17 protein-coding genes and 1 pseudogene are annotated in these 19,327 nt (G+C 68.4%); 10 read left to right on the top strand and 8 right to left on the bottom strand.

The annotated features are described in order from the left end of the window. From F3J10_RS17005 to F3J10_RS16980, 6 genes and pseudogenes are all read right to left on the bottom strand, one after another. Positions 1-203, bottom strand: a pseudogene (locus tag F3J10_RS17005) (hypothetical protein); the annotation flags it as partial. Beyond that, positions 200-880 (bottom strand): sigma-70 family RNA polymerase sigma factor, encoded by a 681-nt coding sequence (locus F3J10_RS17000; RefSeq protein ID WP_167242549.1) that lies wholly within the window; start codon positions 878-880, stop codon positions 200-202. The pseudogene F3J10_RS17005 and the gene F3J10_RS17000, both read right to left, overlap by 4 nt. 25 nt (positions 881-905) lie before the next feature. Then, entirely contained in the window at positions 906-1,442 is a 537-nt protein-coding gene (locus F3J10_RS16995; RefSeq protein ID WP_025098373.1) for a DoxX family protein, read from the bottom strand. 237 nt (positions 1,443-1,679) lie between these two features. Continuing rightward, on the bottom strand, positions 1,680-2,528 hold the full coding sequence (locus F3J10_RS16990) for an enoyl-CoA hydratase-related protein (RefSeq protein ID WP_167242548.1): 849 nt from the start codon (positions 2,526-2,528) through the stop codon (positions 1,680-1,682). A gap of 33 nt (positions 2,529-2,561) precedes the next feature. Continuing rightward, a complete protein-coding gene (locus tag F3J10_RS16985) occupies positions 2,562-3,002 on the bottom strand; it encodes a nuclear transport factor 2 family protein (RefSeq protein WP_167242547.1) in 441 nt (146 codons plus the stop codon). Between the two features lie 59 nt (positions 3,003-3,061). After that, entirely contained in the window at positions 3,062-5,083 is a 2,022-nt protein-coding gene (locus tag F3J10_RS16980; RefSeq protein ID WP_167242546.1) for an NADPH-dependent 2,4-dienoyl-CoA reductase, read from the bottom strand. 125 nt (positions 5,084-5,208) lie between these two features. Between F3J10_RS16980 and F3J10_RS16975 the strand changes: the two genes are divergently transcribed. Continuing rightward, a complete protein-coding gene (locus F3J10_RS16975; protein WP_167242545.1) occupies positions 5,209-5,823 on the top strand; it encodes a PadR family transcriptional regulator in 615 nt (204 codons plus the stop codon). Between the two features lie 376 nt (positions 5,824-6,199). Continuing rightward, positions 6,200-7,231, top strand: a complete 1,032-nt coding sequence (locus F3J10_RS16970) for a hypothetical protein (RefSeq protein WP_167242544.1) — start codon at positions 6,200-6,202, stop codon at positions 7,229-7,231. 49 nt (positions 7,232-7,280) lie between these two features. Here F3J10_RS16970 and F3J10_RS16965 read toward each other — a convergent pair whose 3' ends face one another. Together F3J10_RS16965 and F3J10_RS16960 are read right to left on the bottom strand one after the other, a co-directional pair. Next, positions 7,281-8,435, bottom strand: a complete 1,155-nt coding sequence (locus tag F3J10_RS16965) for a porin (protein WP_167242553.1) — start codon at positions 8,433-8,435, stop codon at positions 7,281-7,283. A 303-nt stretch (positions 8,436-8,738) separates the two neighbouring features. Further along, entirely contained in the window at positions 8,739-9,359 is a 621-nt protein-coding gene (locus F3J10_RS16960; protein WP_025098366.1) for an ATP-dependent Clp protease proteolytic subunit, read from the bottom strand. A gap of 53 nt (positions 9,360-9,412) precedes the next feature. On the opposite strand from F3J10_RS16960, the gene F3J10_RS16955 reads away from it, so the two are divergent. The 8 genes from F3J10_RS16955 (at position 9,413) to F3J10_RS16920 (ending at position 19,223) form a co-directional block, all read left to right on the top strand. Next, positions 9,413-10,213, top strand: a complete 801-nt coding sequence (locus tag F3J10_RS16955; protein WP_205200317.1) for a sigma-70 family RNA polymerase sigma factor — start codon at positions 9,413-9,415, stop codon at positions 10,211-10,213. Between the two features lie 79 nt (positions 10,214-10,292). Continuing rightward, a complete protein-coding gene (locus F3J10_RS16950) occupies positions 10,293-11,291 on the top strand; it encodes a M14 family metallopeptidase (protein ID WP_167242543.1) in 999 nt (332 codons plus the stop codon). 635 nt (positions 11,292-11,926) lie between these two features. Then, positions 11,927-12,937: a cysteine synthase family protein gene (locus tag F3J10_RS16945; RefSeq protein ID WP_098180840.1), complete on the top strand. Its 1,011-nt coding sequence runs from the start codon at positions 11,927-11,929 to the stop codon at positions 12,935-12,937. Beyond that, positions 12,934-14,334, top strand: a complete 1,401-nt coding sequence (locus tag F3J10_RS16940) for a homocitrate synthase (protein ID WP_166913486.1) — start codon at positions 12,934-12,936, stop codon at positions 14,332-14,334. Before F3J10_RS16945 ends, F3J10_RS16940 begins: the two co-directional genes overlap by 4 nt. A gap of 2 nt (positions 14,335-14,336) precedes the next feature. Beyond that, entirely contained in the window at positions 14,337-15,395 is a 1,059-nt protein-coding gene (locus tag F3J10_RS16935) for an iron-containing redox enzyme family protein (RefSeq protein ID WP_205200316.1), read from the top strand. Positions 15,396-15,449: 54 nt separating this feature from the next. Continuing rightward, a complete protein-coding gene (locus F3J10_RS16930; RefSeq protein ID WP_205200315.1) occupies positions 15,450-16,670 on the top strand; it encodes a hypothetical protein in 1,221 nt (406 codons plus the stop codon). A 9-nt stretch (positions 16,671-16,679) separates the two neighbouring features. Next, a complete protein-coding gene (locus tag F3J10_RS16925; RefSeq protein ID WP_167242542.1) occupies positions 16,680-17,963 on the top strand; it encodes an ATP-grasp domain-containing protein in 1,284 nt (427 codons plus the stop codon). A gap of 9 nt (positions 17,964-17,972) precedes the next feature. Continuing rightward, a complete protein-coding gene (locus F3J10_RS16920; protein WP_175427743.1) occupies positions 17,973-19,223 on the top strand; it encodes an MFS transporter in 1,251 nt (416 codons plus the stop codon). Positions 19,224-19,327: the final 104 nt, after the last annotated feature.

The raw sequence follows: 19,327 nt of genomic DNA, 5'->3' as shown, positions 1-19,327 counted from the left end.
GCCGGCAGCATCACCTTGGCCCAGAACATCGGCCGCAGGATCGCCGCCTCGATGCGGCCGGTATTGCCCCAGATCAGCGGCAGCAACAGCAGCGCCGCCGCCAGGCCGGCCGCCACGGCCCAGCCGAGCCGGCGGGCCACGGCCGCGCGTCCCGGCGCGCGCGGCGCCTCCACCAGGTTCGCGATCAGTTCCTCGGTGTTCATCGTTCGCTCCCCGCGTTTTCGGTGTCCTTGCCCCGGATTCGCGCGGCCAGCGCCTTCAGCCCGCGATGCACGCCCACCTTCACGGCCGATTCCGAGAGCCCCGTGGCCGAGGCCGTTTCCGCCACCGACATGCCGAGCAGGCGCGTGTGCTCGATCGGCACGCGCTGGCCCTTCGGCAGCGTCGCCAGCAGTTGCCGCACGTCGCGCCGCGCGTCGACGGCCTCGTCGGTCGCCTCGACGAACAGCTCGCCATCGTCGTCGAGCGGCGTGTGCAGCGCGTCCCAGCGATAGCGCGCGCGATGGTGGTCGGCCACCTTGTAGCGCACGATCGCGCTGATCCAGGCCGTCAGCGGCACCTCGGGCCGGAAGGTGGCGAGCCCGTGATGGACCGCGATCAGCACCTCCTGCAGCAGGTCCTCGAGATCCTCGTCACTGCGGCGCAGCTTGGCGCGCAGGCGCGCGCGCAACAGCCGCGTCAGCTCGACCAGGAAGTCGCGATAGGCGGCCTTGTCGCCCTCGATCGAGCGCAGCAGCAGCGCGGTCAGCCGCTGCTCGGCGTCGCCCGGCTGGGGTGCCGCGCCGCGACGTGCCGCGCGCGCCCCCGAGGTGGCGCGGGCAGGCGCCACCTCGGGCGACCGATCCGGCTCGCCGGCCAGGCTCAGGAACGGGCTTGCCATCGGCGAAAGCACGGGGATGGCCCGCTCAAGCCGTCACGCGCCGCGCCGCGCCGGCGAGCCGCGCGTACCAGGGCGCGAGCCGGCGATCGAGGGCGAACGGCCCCGAGCCGCCGAAGGCCAGCGTCAGCAGGCCGGCGACATAGAGCAGATCGGTCTCGACGCCGGGCGGCCCGAATTTCGGCACGCCGTCGACCACGTCCATCAGCTTGATCGAGGTGAAGCCGTAAGGCAGGTGCACGCCCAGCATCGCCACCAGCAGCACCGCCAGCATCGGCCAGGCCACCAGCGGCACGAAGGCGCCGGCCAGCACCGCCAGGCCGCCGCCGAGCTCGATCGCGATGGTCGCCCAGGCCATCAGGTGCGGCGCAGGCACGCCGATCCCGTGCAGGATCGCCGCGAAATGTTCGGGCTGCTTGAGGATCTTGGCGTAGCCGTGCGCGAGAAAGCCGTAGCCGACGATCGCGCGCACCGGCAGCGGCGCGTAGGCCTGCAGCCGCGCGGCCAGCCAGGCGGGGTCGAACAGCCGTAGCAGCGTGCGGGGCGAGGAGGAGCTTGGCGTCATGTCGGGATCCTGTGGTGAACCGGCGCCCGGCGGGCGCCGGGCCGTCGCGCCGCGCTGCGGGAGTGCAGGCGCGGCGTCTGTCTTCACCAGATCGCTCGACAGGCGCGTTCGGTTACAGCACGCGCGGAATTTCCCCGGCGGGGCTGCCCCGCCCTCGCCGAACCTCGCTCAAGGAACGATTTTGTAAGAAAGCGCGCAGGCCGCCCCCGGCTTCGAGGCAGGGACGAATCGAGAGCATCAGCCGGGGCGCGGCGTCTCCAGCTCGAACAAGGGCGGCAAGCCGTCGAAGTCGGGATCGCGCCGGGTTTGCCAGGCCTGCACCGCCGCGAGCAGGTCGGCCGGATCGAAGATCGCGCTCTGCAGCACCGCCATCTGGCGCAGCGATTCGTCGGTGCCGTGGTCGCGCGCGAAGTTCATCGCGAGCTTGGTGCCGGCCACCGCCAGCGGCGATTTCGCGGCGATCTCGCGCGCGAGCTCCATGGCCCGCTGCAGCAGCGCCTCGGCATCGGGCAGCACCGCATTGACGAGGCCCAGCGCCAAGGCGCGCTCCGCGCCCACGCGCTCGCTGGTATAGGCCATCTGCCGGGCCGCGCCCGCGGGGATCAGCCGGCCCAGGCGCTGCAGCACGCCCAGGTCCGCCGTCATGCCGATCTGGGTTTCCTGCAGGCAGAAGAAGGCGTCGGCCGAGCACAGGCGGATATCGCAGGCGGCGGCCAGGTCGAGCCCGCCGCCGATGCAGCCGCCCTGCACCGCGCAGATCACCGGGAAGCGCGCCTTGTCGAGCACGTCGAAACAGTTCATCAGGCCCGCCAGCGCGTGCTGGAAACCGAGCCGCCGGCGCGGGCTGCCGGTATCGAAGTCGCCCATCATCCTGGCGAACTCCTGGAAATCCATGCCGGCGGAAAAATGCTTGCCGCTCGAGCTGATCACCAGCGCGCGGACCTCGCCGCCCTGGTCCAGCGCGCGCACGTGATCGCGCAGGCCGGTGAAGAAGGCGCGATCCATGACGTTGAATTGATCCGGGCGGCTCAGTTGCAGATGCGCGATGCCCTGGTCGATATCGAGCTGGAAATGACGGCTGCTCATCGGAAAACTCTCTGCTCTGGAAGGTGGATGGATTCAGGCGCCGGCCTTGAAGCCGGGCAGCACGGCGCCGAGGCGGGCGCCCATTTCCGCGCCCAGCAACTGCAGCGCGTTGAGCGGGCGGATCATCACCTCGAACTCGACGATCCGCCCCTGTTCGTCGAAGCGGATCATGTCGATGCCCTTGAGCTGCCTGCCCTGCACCGTGGCGCTGAACTCGAGCACGACCTCGAGCCCGTCGGCGCCGGCGAACTCGCGGTGGTAGCTGAAGTCCTCGAGGATCGTGATCACCGTGCGCAGCGCCATCAGCAGGGCCGGCGCCGGGCCATAGGGATGGAAGGCCATCGGCGAGCGGAAGCGCGCTTCGGGATGGACGATGGCGTCCAGGCCGTCGAGATCGCGGCGGGCCACCATCTCGTGCCAGCTCGCCAGCGAGCGCGCCACGGCGGGGTTCAGGTTCAGGCTTGCGTGGTCCATGGCGGCTCCGCTTGCTGGATTCGGTTCGGTTCGGTTCGGTGAAGGGCCAGGGCGCGGGCTCAGAGCCTCGCGGCGAGCGTGGTGCCCTGGTGGATCGCGCGCTTGGCGTCGAGCTCGCCGGCCTCGGCCGCGCCGCCGATCACATGCACGCGCATGCCCGCCGCCTCGAGCTGGTCGGCCAGCTCGCGCAAGGGCTCCTGCCCCGCGCAGATCACCACGTTGTCCACCGGCAGCACCTGCGGCTCGCCATCGATGCTCAGGTGCAGGCCCTCGTCGTCGATGCGCCGGTATTCCACCGCCGGCACCATCTTCACGCCGCGCGCCTTGAGCGCCGCGCGATGGATCCAGCCGGTGGTCTTGCCGAGCCCGTCGCCGACCTTCGACGCCTTGCGCTGCAACAGGTAGACCTGGCGCGCGGCCCGGGTCGGCTGCGGCAGGCGCAGGCCGCCGCGCTCGGCATAGGCGGTGTCCACGCCCCATTCGGCGAAGAACTTCGCGGCGTCCAGGCTGGCCGATTCGCCTTCGTGCACCAGGTACTCGGCCACGTCGAAGCCGATCCCGCCCGCGCCGACGATGGCCACCTTGCGACCCACCGGCTTGTCGTCGCGCAGCACGTCGAGATAGGCGAGCGCCTTGGGATGGTCCAGGCCCTCGATCGGCGGCCGGCGCGGCACGATGCCGGTGGCCACCACCACCTCGTCGAACTGCTCCCGCAACAGTGCCTCGCCGCTGGCGCGCTCGCCCAGGCGCAGCGTCACGCCGGTCGATTCGATGCGGCGGCGGAAGTAGCGCAGCGTCTCGTGGAATTCCTCCTTGCCCGGCACCTTCTTGGCGAGATTGAACTGGCCGCCGATCTCGGCGGCCGCCTCGATCAGCGTGACCTCGTGGCCGCGCTCGGCCGCGGTGACCGCGCAGGCCAACCCCGCCGGCCCCGCGCCGACCACGGCGATGCGCTTGCGTTGCGCGGCCGGCGCGATCACGATCTCGGTCTCGTGGCAGGCGCGCGGATTGACCAGGCAGGAGGTGACCTTGCCGGCGAAGGTGTGATCGAGGCAGGCCTGGTTGCAGCCGATGCAGGTATTGATCTCGTCGCCGCGCCCTTCGCGGGCCTTGCGCACGAAATCCGCATCGGCCAGGAACGGGCGGGCCATCGACACCATGTCGCAAACGCCGTCGGCCAGCAGGCTTTCCGCCATCTCGGGCGTGTTGATGCGGTTGGTGGCCACCAAGGGCACGCTCACCTGCCCCATCAGCGCCTGGGTCACCCAGGCATAGGCCGCGCGCGGCACCTTGGTGGCGATGGTGGGCACCCGCGCCTCGTGCCAGCCGATGCCGGTGTTGATGATAGTGGCGCCGGCCTGCTCGATCGCGCGGGCCAGCTGGATCACCTCGTCGAGCGTCGAGCCGCCTTCCACCAGGTCGAGCATCGACAGGCGGTAGATCAGGATGAAGCGGGGGCCGACGCGCTCGCGCACGCGGCGCACGATCTCGACCGGGAAGCGGATGCGCTGCGTGTAGTCTCCGCCCCAGCGATCGCTGCGGTGATTGGTGCGCGCCGCGATGAATTCGTTGATGAGGTAGCCCTCGGAACCCATGATCTCCACGCCGTCGTAACCGGCATGCTGGGCCAGCGCCGCGCAGCGCACGAAGTCGTCGATGGTCTGCTCGACTTCCTCGTCGCTGAGTTCGTGCGGCACGAAGGGATTGATCGGCGCCTGGATCGCGCTCGGCGCCACCAGGTTCGGCTGGTAGGAATAGCGCCCGAAATGCAGGATCTGCATCGCGATCTTGCCGCCTTCGGCATGCACCGCATCGGTCACGCGGCGATGCGGTTCCGCCTCGGCCTCCTTGCTCAGCATCGCGCCGCCGCGCATCGGCCGCCCGCGTTCGTTCGGCGCGATGCCGCCCGTCACGATCAGGCCCACCTCGCCGCGCGCGCGCTCGGCGTAGAAGGCGGCCATGCGCTCGAAGCCGTTGGGCGCCTCTTCGAGGCCGATATGCATCGAGCCCATCAGGACGCGATTTCTCAGGGTGGTGAAGCCAAGGTCGAGCGGACGCAGCAGGTTCGGGTAGGGGATCATGGTTTTTATGCAACCAGTTGCATTCGGGTTTCGGGCATACTGCAACCAGTTGCATTAACAGTCAAGCGCGGGCGCTGGATGCTTTCCACTAGGCGCGCCCCGCCCTCTTTCCGGTTCGAGATCCGATGTCCCTGCCTCATGCCCTGCTCACCGCGCTGGTCGAACGATCCTGTTCCGGATCGGAGCTGGCCGCGCGTTTCGATCGATCGATCGGCCATTTCTGGCATGCCACCCACCAGCAGATCTATCGCGAGCTGGCGCGCCTGGAGGAAGCCGGCTTCATCGAGGCGCTGCCCGAAACCTCCACGCGCGGCCGCAAGCGCGGCTACCGCATCCTGGCGGCGGGGCGCGGCGAGTTGCGGCGCTGGATCACCGAGGAGGAGGAGCCGCCCGCGCTGCGCGACGAATTCATGGTGCGCCTGCGTGCCGAGGCGGCGGTCGGGCCCACCGGGCTGGAAAAGGAGATCGCGCGCCGCATGGAGCGGCACCGCGAGAAGCTCGCGCTGTATCGCGAGATCGAGAAGAAGGACTTCCCCGACGAGCCGCGGGATCGCGGCACGGCCTTGCAACTGCTGGTGCTGCAGGTCGGCATCCGTTACGAGGAAAACTGGCTGGTGGTGCTGGAGGAGGCGCTGGCCGCCTTGCAAAAACCGGCACTGGATGCCGCGTCGATGCCGGCCACGGCGCGCCGCCGCGCCGCTCCATCCCGGGCCGACAAGCGCGTTGCCGGAAAATCCTGAAAACCGGCGGACGCGGATTCGCAAATATTAACGACTTCGTTTAGTGCCATTCCTCGCTGATCGGCGGCAAGCGAAATTCTCGCGTGCAATGCGCGAGATCGATCATAAAATCGAAATAAAATCACCTGCGTCCAGGCCGCCTGGTCATGCCGGAATGGCCTGGATCGCGCCGCCGCCCCATATCAAAAACAACTCGATCAATAATCTGATTTTGTGATTCATTTATCGATCCAATTATTGAATATCCAATAATAAAATTATCTCCAGATTCCAAAGCGTGACGCGAGCCATTACCATCCAATGGCGCTTCGGGTGACTTATTAAAAAGACGTTTCGTAACGGCAACTAAAACCCATTCATTCCGAGAGGATGTTCCATGAACAAGAATCCCAGCCGGTCCCGCGTCCTGCCCTATCCACTCTGGCGTTTGCTGTCCGCCTGCCTGCTGCTGACGGCCTTCGTGCCGGCAGCGCATGCCGACGAGGCCGCCGCCGCGCCGCGCCAGTTGACCACGGTTGCCTCGCTGGACCGGGCCGCGCGCCCGGCCAACGTGCCGCTCGACTACGTGGTGACGCCCAACGGGTATTTCTCACCCGCTTGCGTGCAGGTCATCCACCAGAACGAAACCCTGCGCACCGACGGCAGCATCCTGCAGAAGAACGGCGCGGTGCGCTCGGCGGCCAAGTGCGATCGCCCGCACTTCGACCGCGCCGGGCATAGCATCGCGGCCACGGCCAACGGCCCGGTGCAGGCGCAATCCGCATCCGGCACGGTGGAGCCGACCTATACCGGCTGGATCGAAAGCGCCAACTACAACAACGGCAGCAACGTGGGCCGCCTGCGTGCCACCTGGCGCGTGCCGTCGGTGCCGGGCGATGCGCAGAACCAGACGGTGTTCTTCTTCCCCGGCCTGGAGCAACTGCCGACCGTGCAATCGATCCTGCAACCGGTGCTGGGCTGGAACGGTTTCAACGACCATACCTGGACCATCGCGAGCTGGAACTGCTGCACGGCGGGCACCACCACCCACACCGATCCCGTGAACGTCGCGCCCGGCGACGAGATCGTCGGCGATACCTATTCGCTGTGCGGCGTGGGCGTCTACAACTGCGGCTCCTGGGCGATCGTCACGCAGGACACCACCAGCGGCCGCAGCGTCACGCTCAACACCTCGCCGCAAGGCAACCTGCAATGGGTGTTCGGCGGCGTGCTCGAGGTGTATGGCATCAGCAACTGCAACCAGTTGCCGCCACAGGCGATGACGCAGTTCTACGGCGTGACCGTGTGGGATACCAATGGCAACGTGCTGTCGCCGCCGTGGCAGGCCGGCCGTGCCGGTTCGTCGATCTCGCCGCAATGCAACTACAACGTGGCGACCAGCCCGGGGAATGTGTATCTGTACTACTGAGCGCCTTAGGTTCGGGATGCCGGCCAGCCCGGCATCCCGCCGCGCCGTCTCAGAAGCGGTGGCGCACGCCGAGGTTGAGCAGGGTCTGCACGCTCGTGCCCGCATAACCATACGAGCCGATCGAGGCCTGCGCCTTCGGCTTGCTCCCGGCGTCGCCGCCGGTTCGGCCGCGTGCATGCTGATAGGCCGCCGTGACATACAGGTCGGTGCGCTTCGAGAGCATGTAGTCCGAGCCGAGCGACAACTGTCGATAGCTCGCCGAACTGTCTCCGCCCGATTTCGTATAGCTGTAACCCGCGCCGATCAGCCAGGCCTCGTTTGCCTGGTAAGTCAGGAAACCCTGGCCGGTGTCGAATCGCTCGTCGGCCCGGAATGACGAACTGCCGTCCCGGCCGTAGCGCGCGTGGCTATAACCCGCTCCGAAGGTGAATGCGCCCAGCACGTATCGGGCCGCCACGCGCGTGATGCCGATCGAGCGCGCGCTGGCATACGCGATGTTGACCGGGCCGTCGAAGGTACCGTCCGAGGTGCCGGCCCAGTCCTCGCGCCAACGCGCCTTCGCCGGCGTGTTGGCGGCCTGGAAATAGCCGCCGGCCAGGCTGAACGGGCCCAGTTCGTAGGCCAGGCCCGCCGAATACGATTGCCCGGCGCCCACCCGGCCCGCGACGCCGCCGAACGCGTACATCGCCTCGAAGCGCAAGCCGGACAAGGCCGGCGAAGCATATTTCACCGCGTTGTTCACGCGAAAGCTGTTGTCGTAATTGTCGACATCGCCCGCCGTCGCGAATGCGCTGCCGAAATCATTGCCGGCGGTGATGCCCTGCACGAGATCGACCAGCGGATCGTACTGGCGGCCGAGCGTGAGCGTGCCATATCGCTCGCTGGCGAGGCCGACGAAGGCCTGGTTGCCGAACAGGCGGCCGCCGGCAAGCTGGCCGTTGCCGGGATCGAAGCCGTTTTCGAGCTGGAAGATCGCCTTCAGCCCGCCGCCCAGGTCCTCGCTGCCCTTCAAGCCCCAGCTGCTGCCGGTCAGGTTGCCCATGCTGCTGTTGCCGAGCAGCCAGAGATTGTCCTTGCCCCTGGCATGGCCGACATGGCTCAGCGATATGTCGATGGTGCCGTATAGCGTGATGCTCGATTGAGCATGGACGGACATCGATGTCAGCAGGGCGAGGCCGCCCAGCGCGCGGCTGGCGTGCTTGATGGTGTTCAGGGCTTGCAGGGTCCGGCACATGAGACTGTCTCCGCGTGAAATCCCGATTCGATGGCAAGAAAGCATGGCAAGCGTGACTTGCCATGCCGATTCCAATCTTCGATTGGGTATTGCGGGAGCGTCGATTTCCGGGCCATGTCCTCGGCAAGCGGTTCGGCTGCGCGGCATGGTCGGTGTGAGATATCGAATCATGGCCGCCCGACCGGCCCCTTGCTGCGTGGGCCGGCGTGATCCATGGGCGGGTCGATGGACGATCCCCTTGCGTCCGATCTTCCATCGATCCGCTGGCTCGATCTATCGGACGTTTCCGACTCGATCCGCCAGTTCGCCCCGCCGCTCCACCACGCGCGCCACCAACCCATATCGCAGCGCCTCCTGCGCCGGCATCCACCGATCGCGCTCGATGTCCTCCAGCACGCGCGCCAGCGGCTGCCCGCATTCGCGGGCGATCACCGCGGCGATGCGCTCGCGCGCCTTGACGATCTCCTGCGCCTGGATCGCGATATCGCTGGCCTGTCCGCTGGCGCCGCCGCTCGGCTGGTGGATCAGGAAGCGCGTCTGCGGCAGGCAGAAGCGCCGCTCGCGCGCGGCGCCCAAATACAGGTGGGTGGCGGCGCTGCCCACCCAGCCGGTGCCGATCATATTGACCGGCGCGTCGATGAAGCGGACCACGTCGTGGATCGCGTCGCCCGATTCGAGATGGCCGCCCGGCGAGGACACGATCATGTCGATCGGCGCGGCGGATTCGGCATCGAGCGCCAGCAGGCGGCGCACGGTTTCCGAGGCGAGCGCGTCGGTGATGGTGCCGAACACCAGCACGGTGCGCGCGCGAAAGGCCTTCTCCTCCAGGAAGGCGCCGGGCTGTCCCGGCGCGGGCTGGGCCGCGCCGTCCTGTTCCTTGTCGTTGGCAAGCATGGTTGAAAACTCCTGGTCGTGTTAGTTTCAACGCGGTATACGAACGAGCCGCCATGAACGTGACATCCCCCCACGCCTCCCATCCCCTGGCCGAGGACCGTGCCCTGCGCCGGCGCTTGCTGGCCCTGGCGCGCCGCTGGCTGGCCGACGGCAGCGAAGCCGAGGACCTGGTCCAGGACACCTACCTGCGAACCGCCACGGGCGACCTGCCGCCCACCGCGGCCGGCCACGAGGCCTGGCTCGTCACCGTGCTGCGCCATCTGTGCATCGACGTGCTGCGCCGCCGCGAACGCTACCGGGGCATCCTGGCGCGCGAGGCCGAGACCGGCAGCCCCGGGCTCGATGCGGCGCATCCCGAGCAACTGGTCGAGCAGGCCCGGCGCCTGGAAGCCGCCTTACGGCATCTCGCGCATGCGCTGCCCGCCGTGGACGGCGCCGTGGTGCTGCTGCACGAGGTATTCGATTTCGATCACGCCGAACTGGGGCCGCTGACGGGGCGCAGCGAGGCGGCCTCGCGCCAGCACCTGCGCCGCCTGCTGGGCCGCCTGCGCGAGCGCCCCGTGGCGCCCGGCGAATCCGTCCCGCAGGATGACGAGCGTGCCGACTGGCTCGCCCTGTGCCGTCTTGCGGTCGGCCAGCGCGATCCGGCCGGGCTGGTCGCCGCGCTGCGGGCCGCCCGCCCGCAAAGCCTGGCCGCGGGTGGCGCTCGCGTAGCGTCGCGAGCCGCCCTGCCCGGCGCCGTCCAGGCCGGCAGCAGCCTGCTGCAGATCCACGGTCAACTGGGGCTGGCCTTCCATGTGAACGGCATCCAGGTCGCCTGGCTGCCGTTGACGTCCGCCGTCGAGGAAGCCTGATGACGCGCCTGTCGAACATGCCCGGCTCGAGGCCCGGAATCCGCTTGCCGATCCATCACCTGTGCCACGGAGTGCCCGCATGAGCCAGGCTGCCTATCCGATCGAAGTCGAGTTCCCCGATATCGGCGCGCATGCCGAGGGCAACACCGGCATCGCCCATGTCCACAGCTTCGATTCCGGCGCGCCGGGGCCGCACGTGATGGTGAACGCGCTCACGCATGGCAACGAGGTCTGCGGCGCGATCGTGGTGGACGCGCTGCTGCGCGCCGGCCTGCGCCCGCGCCGCGGACGCCTGACGCTAGCCTTCGCCAACGTCGCGGCCTACGCGCGCTTCGATCCCGCGCAGCCCGACCGCGCGCGCTTCGTCGACCAGGACTTCAACCGCGTCTGGACGGCGGCCCTGCTCGACGACGTCGCGCGCCGCTCGTCCGAGCTCGATCGGGCCCGCGCGATGCGCCCCGTGATCGACACGGTCGACCTGCTGCTGGACCTGCATTCGATGCACGAGAAAAGCGCGCCGCTGATCGTGGCCGGACCGCTCGACAAGGGCATCGAACTGGCCGTCCAGCTCGGCGCGCCGGCCACGGTGATTGGCGACGAAGGCCATCCCGAAGGCCGTCGCCTGCGCGACTACGCGGGGTTCGGCGATCCCGCCAGCGCGCGCAACGCGTTGCTGATCGAATGCGGCCAGCACTGGGAGGCGAGCGCCGTCGAAGTCGCGCGGGACAGCACCGCCCGTTTCCTGCTCGGCACCGGCGTGATCGATCCGGCCGATTTGCCGGCCGGCTGGCTGCGGTCCTTGCCGGCCAGGATGACGGTGGTTCGGGTGACCGAGCCGGTGGTGGCGAGCAGCATGGATTTCCGTTTCGCCGGGCCCTACACGGGGCTGGAGCGCTTCGAGACGGCCGGCACCACGATCGGCTGGTCGAATGGCGAAGCGGTTCGCACGCCTTACGACGACTGCATGCTGGTGATGCCCTCGCTGCGCCAGTTGCGCCCCGGCGTGACCGTGGTGCGCCTCGGCCGCATCGAACGGCGTTTCGATCATGCGAACCGGCAATACGAATATCTGCGCTAGGCGCTTCACGCGGAATTGTCCCGGGCCTTGAAATTCCGCGCCGCCGATAAATATCGACGCTCGTCGACTCTCGATTAACGCATTGTTTAAATCGACGAATCGGGATTCGAATGCGGCCTATGAACCGTCGAATCCCGCTTTCTCCTGCCCTTCATCTCTCCCCGAAACGGTTCGCTTTTCCGACGTAATGCATGGCGCACCGGCGAGGCCGGCAGGGTCATGCGCCGCCGCCCGCCTGGCCACTGGTTTACCCTTTGGCGGCGACACGCCTCGACGCAAATCGATTCATTGTTTCATCATTACCATTACATTGCTTTCGATTGATGCGAATTCGCATTCATTCGGCAATACTTCGCGCCATCTTGAACCAATCGAGCGCCTGTCAATTGCGACAGTTATGTTTATATTAAATTCTGGTTAATTTATGACGCGAAGAGATAAGCGATGCATGGCGAATGACTCGAGGCATTCGCGCCCGGCATCCATTCTTCGTGGTTGGCAATAATCAATAAAACCAAGCAGTCCCCATCTACCCAGTCGAACTTCATTTCCTGACGTGGAGTATGGGCGCCATGCAATTCCGGCGTCGGTACACCCATGTCAAATCGCGATTCTATGAATGGAGTGGTGATTTCATGAAAGCATTTGATTCCGTGCTCGACGCCGTCGGCCATACTCCGCTGGTCAGAGTCAGGCGAGTCGTCGAGGCCGGGCAGACCGCCCGGCTGTTCGCCAAGCTGGAGTTCATGAACCCCGGCGGCAGCATCAAGGACCGCCTGGTGCGGCACCTGATCCGCCATATGGAGGCCAGCGGCGAACTGAGCGCTCGCTCGGTGCTGGTGGAGAATTCCTCCGGCAATACCGGCGCGGCGCTCAGCATGGCGGCCGCGGCCCACGGCCTGCGCTGCATCGTGACGATTCCGGACAAGATGAGCCGCGAGAAGATCTCGCGCATGCGCGCCTACGGCACCGAGGTGGTGGTCGCGCCCACCGCCGTCGCCGCCGAGGATCCGCGCAGCTATTACAGCGTCGCGCGGCAGTTGGCCGACACGACCCCCGATGCGATCTACCCGGACCAATACAACAATCCGCTGAACGCCGAGGCGCACTATGCCAGCACCGGCCCCGAGATCTGGGAGCAGACCGAGGGCGAGATCGACGTGCTGGTGGCCGGCATCGGCACCGGCGGCACGATCAGCGGCATCGGGCGCTACCTGAAGGAGCGCAAGCCCGAGGTGCAGGTGATCGGCGTCGATCCGATCGGCAGCATCTTCCACGACTATTTCCATCACCGCCGCATGAGCACGCCGCACACCTACCAGGTGGAGGGCATCGGCGAGGACTACCTGGTCAAGGCGGTCGATTTCGACGTGATCGACGACATCGTCCAGGTCGACGATCGGGAATCCTTCCTGATGGCGCGCCGGCTGGTGCGCGAGGAAGGCATTCTGTGCGGCGGTTCGAGCGGCAGCGCGATGTCGGTCGCGAGCCGGATCAGCGCGCGTTTCCCGGGCCGCAACATCGTCGTGATCCTGCCCGATTCCGGCAACATGTACCTGAGCAAGTTCCTCGACGACGACTGGATGCGCGCCAACGGCTACCCGGTCGAGGCATTGCGCCACGCGAGCGACGAGGTGCCGGCATGAGCGCCTCGCCCGGCATCGCCGCGCAGGTCCTGCCCGATCGCCGCTACCGCTTTCGCCCCGACATCGACCTGATGGACGAATCGCTGCGCGAGGGTGCGGAACGCGCGACCGTGCCGCCCACGCTCGAGGCGAAATGCGACCTGGCCGAGGCGATCGCCGCGTGCGGCGTGCGCTCGATCGTGGTCGGCATGTTCCCGGACGTGCCGCACAACATCGAGCTGCTCGCCGAGCTGGTGCGGCGGCAGCAGGCCGGCCGGATTCCCGCCGAGGTCCGCTTCATGGTGATCTCGCACGTGGGCATCACCATGGAGCAGTCGTTCGCCGCCCTCGACGAACTGGCGCGCCAGGGCACGCCGCTCGGCTCGGTCTGGCTGATCGCGATCCACTCCGTCTCGGACCAGCAGATCCAGCATCTGTTTCCGGTGATCCTGCGCAAGGACAAGCAGGTCGATTTCGATCCGGCTCGCTGGGACGCGGACAGCGTGGGCGGCCGTCGCGCGGCGAACCTCGAATGGTTCGACGCCTTCCTGCCGACCCTCAAGCGCTACCGCGGCGGCGGCGTGATGGTGGGCCTGCTCGACGCGTTCCGCGCCGACCACGGCCACCTGCGCGACGCGGTCGACCTGGTGGCGCGCCACGGCATCGCCCAGGTGCGCCTGGTCGACACGGCCGGCACCTGCCTGCCCCACCAGCTCGAGCAGACCGTCGGCGAACTGGTGACGCGCCATCCGACGCTGCGCTTCTACGGGCACTTCCACGACGACTTCGGGATGGCCACCAGCAATGCGGTGGTGGGCCTCTCGCTGGGCCTGCAGGGGGTCGACGTGTCGGTCGGCGGCTTCGCCAACCGCGCCGGCCACCCGGCGCTCGCCGAGGTCGCGATGGCGCTGCGCAAGCTGTACGGCGTCGAGCTGCGCGACTTCGACTACCACGGCCTGTATGCGCTGAGCCGGCTCGGCGAGCGCCTGTACGGCCTGTTGGAGAACCCCGCGCAGGCCGTCACCGGCGTGATCACGCACGGCATCCAGAGCGGGATCCGCACCGAGCTGCTGAACCGCGCGCCGACCATCTTCGACATCCTCGATCCGCGCGAGATCGGTTCGAGCCTGGTGCGCATGTTCGGCGTGCGCAGCGGACGCGACGGCCTGCTGCGCTTCCTGCGCGAGACGCGCCTGCTCGACGCGCACGGCCTGGAGCCGAGCGAGGCGCTCGCCGACCGGCTGTATCCGCTGCTCGAGACCGAATGGCGACGGCGCAGCGCGGGCGCGCACGACGAGCTGCGGCGCTGCATCGGCGACTATCACCGCGCGCTGAACCAGTCGCTGTTCACGGAAGACGAAGTGGCCACCTGGCTGCATACCCAACTGACGCAAGACACCACGAGCCCCACCCTCTGATCATGACAACAATGAACCTTTCCACCCAGTCGAATTCCGCCCACGGCCTGTGGCCCCTGTTCCTGGCGATCGAGGCGAACGCCGGCGACGCGGCCTGGCAACACCTGCTCAACGAGGCCGGCACGGCCGCCGCCACGGCCTTCGGCGCCGCCGGCAGCGAGCAGTTAGAGGCCGAGCTGGCGCTGCACCGCGTGCTGTACGCCCTTTACGCGGGGCGCATCGCCACTCCCTGGACGCCCGGCTGGCGCGATCTCGACCACCATCGTTTCGACCAGTTGCGCCAGGTCCTCGAGCAGGCCTGGAGCGACAGCGAGACGGCGCGCCACGGCGAGCTGTTCGGCACGCCGCCGGCGCCGGAGCAGTTCGAGCAATGGGCCAGCGCGCATTGCCGCTCGCATCGCTCCAACGTCGGCCATCCGCTGTTCGCCTTCCTGCGCGACGCCGCGAGCCACGAGCAACTGCGCGAGTTCCTGGTCCAGGAAACGCCGTTCGACATCCACTTCGGCGACATCCTCGCGAAGATGCTGCCCGGCGTCTATGGCGCGGCCAAGGCGGAGTTCTCGAAGAACTTCTGGGACGAGATGGGCCGCGGCGAGACCGCGCTGATGCACCGCCAACTGCGTCTCGACATGACGAATGCGCTGGGCGAGGCCGACGACGTCTACCTGAACGACATCGAGCGTTTCTGCGTGGAGGAACTGCGCCTGGCCAACATGTATTTCCATGCGGTGTTCAATCGCGCCCTGCTGCCCCAGGCGATCGGCATGATGCTGGCCACCGAGCTGATGGTGCCGGGCCGGCTCGACCAGCAGATCATGGGCTGGCGGCGCGTGGGCTGGCCCGAGGAGCGGATGCGCTACCTGCTGGAGCACACCGTGGTCGACGTCGAGCATGCGCATGGCTGGATGCACGAGGTGGTGATGCCGATGATCCAGGCCCGTCCCGACCTGATGGCGCCGATCGCGTTCGGCATGGCGCGTCGCCTGGAGCACGCCGCCGCCGTGTGCGACCGGATGATGGCGCTGCTGCCCAGCGTGGCGGCGACGCCGGTTGCCGCCTGACGGCCCTTGCGCCCGCGCCGGCCTGCCCGGCGCGGGCGCTTTCCAGCGAATCCCATGACGCACGATCCAGAGCTCGACCTGTTACTGGTGGGATGCGGCCTGCGCGGCACCGGGCTGCTGAGCGCCAATCCCGACCTGCTCGCCTATCGCATCGGCGTGATCGATGCCGGCGAGCAGCCGGGGCCCGGCAACTTCCCGTTCTATCGGATCGATTCGAATTCCTACGGATCGGATTTCTTCGGCTGGGTCGATCCGCAGCGCGTCTACGGCGCCGCCTTGCGCGATGCCGACGTGATCGCGCTGCGCGAATCGGTCGGCAGCTTCCCGCTGGCGCGCCTGGCGCAAGCGCTGCGCCCGTTCGGCGCGATCATCCGGCGCGAACTGGGCGCCGGGCGCGTCTGGCTGCGCCGCCGCGCGGTGCGCATCGACGTCGACGAAGACGGCGTGACGGTGCAGCTCGACGACGGCAGCCGCGTGCGCAGCCGGCTGGTCGTGCTCGCCACCGGCATCCGCGAGCGGGTCCATGCCGAGCTGCTGCCGTGGCGGCACAAGCTGCTGCTGTCCCGGCAGATCATCGAGCACGGGCCGCCGGCCGCGTGGCGCGACACGCCGGTGCGGGTGCACCTGCTGGGCGGCTCGCACAGCGCCTATGCGATCGCCAGGCTGCTGGCCGAGCCCGGCACGCTGGCAGCGGGCAGCAGCGTCACGCTCCAGCACCGCGGGCTCGTCAAGCTGTTCTACGGCAGCCACGAGGAATACGCGGCGGCCGAGCACGCCGCGCTCGAGGCGGTACCCGATCTCGAGCGCGATCGTTGTCCCGAGACCGGCAACGTATTCCGCTATTCCGGCTTGCGCCACGCGGCGCGGCACACCTTCCGCGAGATCGCCGCGAACCGGCTGGCGGGCTTCGCCCAGATACGGGCCGCCCGGCTCGGCGACGCCGCGCCGAGGCTCGACGAGGCCGACTGCATCGTGCAGGCGCTCGGCTACGAGAGCAACACCCTGCCGCTCGAGGTCGATGGACGGCCGGTGCCGATGTGCGCGCCCGGCGGCATCGTGTTGCCCGACGCGGACGGCCGGCTCGCGCTGCCCGGTATCGCCCCCTCCCCGCTGTTCGTGATGGGCATGAACCCCTATCCTTACGACGACAACAGCCTGACGCCGACCGGGCAATACGCGCTGCGCGGCGCGCAGGTGCTGCAGGCGCTGCGCGAGCATGCGACGCCGGCGGCGGCCGCCGCGTTGTCCGATTCTCCAACCCATTCCGCTCAATAGACTTCCATCATGGCTCACCTGGTCTTCGTCGAAACCACCCGCCCCGGCATCCAGGCCCTCGAGGCGGCCAAGCAGGCCGGACACACGGTCTCGCTGATCACCTCCGGCAAGTTCGACTGGCTGCTCGACGATGCCGGCAGGCAGGCGCGCGCGCGCCTGGTCGATCACAGCTGGTCCGCCGAGGACACGCAGGATCCGGACGCCGTGCACGCCGCGTTGCGCGCCTGCCTCGCCGCGCATCGCGTCGACGCCGTGCTCAGCACGCTGCACATGTGCGCGCTGCCGGCCGCGATGGCCGCCGAGCGCGAGGGGCTGCGCGGCACCAGCGTGGCCGGCATCCAGAATGCCCGCAACAAGGCGCGCTGCCGCGACCTGCTGGTGGCCGCCGGCGTGCCCTCGGTGCGCCACGCCCTGGTCGGCTCGATCGAGGCCGCGCGCGCCGCGCTGCGCGAGATCGGCTATCCGGTGATCGTCAAGCCGGCCACCGGGATGGGCAAGGTGCTGACCTCGATCGTCCATGACGATGCGGCGCTGGCTGCTCACTTCGCCCAGGCCGCCGCGCAGATCGGCGGCCTGGAGGAAGGCGTGCGCGACGAGATCTCGCTGGAATTCGTCATCGAGGAAATCGCGGTGGGGCCCTTGTACTCGATCGAGGTCGCGGCAAGCGCGCATGGCGAATGGGCGCCGCTGGCGATCGTACGGCGCAAGACCGGCCGCCACAACCCGGTGCTGGAAATGGGTTCGAGCATCCCCTCGGGCCTGAGCGACGACGAATACCAGACGGCCGCCGACTACGCGATCCGCGTGGTCAAGACGCTCGGGCTCGATCTCGGCTTCTTCCACGTCGAATTCATCTACACGCGCGAGGGCCCGCAACTGGTCGAGGTCAACCCGCGCATCGCCGGCGGCGCGATCCCGGACCTGATCCGCGCCGCCAGCGGCGTGAACCTGTTCGAGCTGCTGGTGCGCGTCTACCTCGGCGAGCGCCTCGACCTGGGCCGGCTGCCGACCCATCTCGCCGCCAGCCATTCCTTCCTGGGTGCCGACCACGACTGCGTGGTGCGCGAGGACCTGCCGCCCGACTGGTTCGAGCCGTTTCTCGCGCGGCTGCACTCGGGTAGCGCCGACATCCGGCCCGGCATGATGCTGCGCAGGATGGACACCAACTACGGCGTGGCGGGCGTGGTGCGCATGACCGCCGACAGCTACGCCGAGGTGGTCCGGCAGGTGGCCGGGATCCGCGCCGAGGTCGAACAGGTGCTGGGCATCAAGCTGGTCGAAATCAACGACTGAGGACATCTCATGCAAGATTGGCTGCTTCTGGCGCGCAACCGGCATTTCCTGTTGCTGTGGCTGGCGATGCTGGTCAGCGCCACCGGTACCTTCTTCCTGCTCCTGGCGGTATCGGCCAACCTGATCCGGGTGCATGGCTCCGGCGTGGGGGCCGCCTCGGTGTTCGCGTTCCAGTGGATCCTGCCGGTGCTGCTGGTCTCCACCATCCGCCGGATCTGCGAAACGGTCGGGCTGCGACGCGCGATCGTCACCAGCGACCTCGGCGGCGCGGTGCTGTCGCTGAGCATCGGGCTGCTGCTGATGCACGGCTGGGTGGTGCCGGTGCTCGGCTGTTTCCTGCTGCGTGGCTTCGTCGAGGCCATCACCAAGACCAGCCGCGTGGTGCTGGTCAAGTATCTGTTCGAGGGGCGCCAGCTCGAACTGGCCTCGTCCACCTTCAATCTCTCCTACTACCTGGGCGGGGTGCTGGGCGGCGTGCTCGGCAGCATGCTGGTGAGCCGCGTCTCGCTGCTCGGCGTCGCCGCGATCAGCGCCGCTACCTTCGCGTTTTCCGCCAGTTGCTACGCCCTGCTGCCCGACGTGCGCACGCAGCGCCGCGCCGTGCCGGTGCGCCGCGGCGTGATCGCCTCCGCGGTGGGCGCGGCGGCCCGGCATCGCGCGCTGTTCCGCGCCTTCGGCTATCTGTGCATCGCCACCGGCGTGTTCCAGGGCTTCCACAACGCGGCGCGGACCATCCTGCCGATTCGCGCGATGTCCTTGTCCGATACCGCCGTGATGCAGTTGCAGATCGTCAGCGGCATCGCGATCGTGCTCGGCGCGCTGGCGGTCTCGCTGATTCCGCGGCTGGTCAGGCTCGGCGGCTTCGGTTTCTGCGTCAACCTGCTGGCATCGGCCAGCGTCTACGCGGCCACGCTCGCGCACACGCGCGCGCAGATGCTCGGCCTCTACTTCGGCTTCATCTTCCTGTTCGAGCTGGCCTTCACGGCCGCGCAGTCGCGCTTGATCCAGGCCAGCGAACCGGAGGACATCGTCACGCTGACCGCGGGCAGCAACGCGATCGGCACCGGCTTGCTGATCGCCTTCGCGCTGCTATCGGGCTGGCTGGCCGACCTGATGCCGTTCCAGCGGGTCGGCCTGCTGGTGGCCGGCTGCGGGGTGGTGCTGGGCCTCGCGCTCGAACTCGCCGGCCATCTGCTGTACGCGGACGCCGCGCGCCGGGCCTCGGTGCCGGGTCCGGCGGACGGCATCGGCGGACGCTGAGTGGATCCGGGCGCCGCCCCGTCATGAAGAATCGGCGCGCGACGATACCGTCGCGCGCCGATCTCGATCCGGCCTGGGCCGGCCTTGCGCCGTCCTTCCCGCTC

The sequence above is a fragment of the Burkholderia sp. Cy-637 genome, assembly GCF_011753175.1.
Lineage (GTDB): Bacteria > Pseudomonadota > Gammaproteobacteria > Burkholderiales > Burkholderiaceae > Burkholderia > Burkholderia gladioli.
This window is presented reverse-complemented; position numbering and strand designations above follow the sequence as displayed.